At 32.4% G+C, this 1,903-nt stretch carries 2 protein-coding genes; both read left to right on the top strand.

The genetic code is table 11. From position 1 onward, the window contains the following. A partial coding sequence (locus Q0352_RS04700; RefSeq protein ID WP_299524379.1) for a hypothetical protein occupies positions 1–724 on the top strand: 724 nt, incomplete at its 5' end. Positions 725–780: 56 nt separating this feature from the next. Beyond that, positions 781–1,903: serine hydrolase (locus Q0352_RS04695; protein WP_299524377.1), on the top strand; the 1,123-nt coding region annotated here is incomplete at its 3' end.

Here is a 1,903-nt window from a genome sequence, read left to right as displayed (position 1 = left end):
TGTCCCTGAAATTACCGATAAAATTATTGCACTGTTACAAGGTAAAAGCATAGAGAATTTACCAATACCAAAAACTACTATAGACAATAGTATAGTTGATGAAACTAAAACCTATCAGTTGGATAATGAACACTTTCTTATCCTAAAAAATAAAGGAAACACCTACTTATTAGAAACAGCTGGTAAAGAACGTTGGTCGGTTTTTACGTATGCTTTCTCAAGAAATGCAAATGAACATGATGCCTCCAGTGAAACTGCTTTGTTTTTTGCAAATGCAATGAGTACTCAAAATTTTGAAGGGCTTATTAATTATGCGAATGATCAAATGAAAGGGTTTTTAGGCACAGAAGAAGGTTTAGGACAATTAAAGGGAATGTGGGCGAATTTTTTACAACACGCAGGTAAATTTATTTCGTATAATATTTATAAAATTGAAGGCGATGAAGTTAAAAATGTTCATATCAGATTTCATTTTGAGACAGTTGATATTGGGATCGTGTTAAGTATTAACGCCGATCACAAAATACAAGGAATGTTTATGGATGACGCTGTTAAAACAAATCATATTGACAAGGTATATTTAATTCCAATAAGTAAAAATGAATTTTTTATCAATGGGCATCAAAATGCTGGGATGCAAGATTTAAAAATAACTGTCTCCAATACTGGATTAATCTTAACAGATGGTTCCATAAATTTTGAAGCTGAGGGTGTAAACCCTTAGTAGAGTATCAAAACAAGCTGCGATTCGTCTTTTTTTAAACAAAAAACTTCCTTCTAATGAAAAATCTTTTTTTACTTACTATTATTCTGTCTATTAGCACATCAATCAGAGCACAAAATGTCGGTGATTCAATTACCCTAAAGTTAAATAAAATAAGCATTAACAGTAGTCTTGTTGGTTTTGCTGTTGCAATTGTCAATAAAGACAGTATCGTATATGCGAAAGGGTTTGGTTATGCTAATTTAGAAGCAAAAACACCTTATACAATAAATACAATACAACCAATTGCTTCAATTTCTAAAACTTTGCTTGGAGTTGCCTTAATGAAAGCACAAGAAATGGGTAAATTAAATCTTAATGATAACATTAACGACTACCTTCCATTTAAAATTTATAATCCAAATTTTCCAAATGAAAAAATAACAATCCAGCAACTCGCAAACCATACTTCGAGTATTATTGATGGTGATCAATATGACCGAGCATATATATTCAAAGACCAAATCCCGCCTTTTTATAATGATTTACCTGACGAAACTAAACAAGAGGTAAAAGAGGCTGTTGATATTTTCAATATGAATGAATGGATGCCAATTTCCGATTTCATTGAAAATCAATACAGTGAAAATGGAATTTGGTACAGCAAAGAAAACTTCTCTAATAGCCTTCCGGGAAGCAGCTATAAATATAGCAATATGGGCGCTAATATAGCTGCCTATATTATTGACCTTGTAAGTGGTGAGAGTTACATTGAATTTGTTCAAAAACACATACTTGACCCACTGCAAATGACTAAGTCTGGCTGGCCCTCAAAAAATTATCAACCAAGTAACGTTTCCACTTTATATTGGTATGGATACCCAACACCAGAATATGAACAAATTACTTATGGCGATGCTGGTTTTATGACCAACATTACAGATTTTAGTAAGTTTCTTATTACAATGATTCAGGGCTATAACGGTGAGGATAATATATTAGAAGCTACGAGTTATAAAGAAATGATGAAAGACCCAATTTCATCTGATTTTAGGAAAGGTATTTTCTGGAGTGTAGATTTAGAAAAGATTGGACATAGTGGAAATGATCCGGGAGTGATATCCCACGCATATTTTTTAAGAGAAAATGGGAACGGTATAATAATATTTGTTAATACCTCCGAGACAGAAAACGCTATGT

This window comes from uncultured Lutibacter sp. (assembly GCF_937891065.1).
Classification (GTDB): Bacteria; Bacteroidota; Bacteroidia; order Flavobacteriales; family Flavobacteriaceae; genus Lutibacter.
The sequence above is the reverse complement of the archived record's forward strand: the minus strand, read 5'-3'. Positions and strand labels throughout refer to the sequence as shown.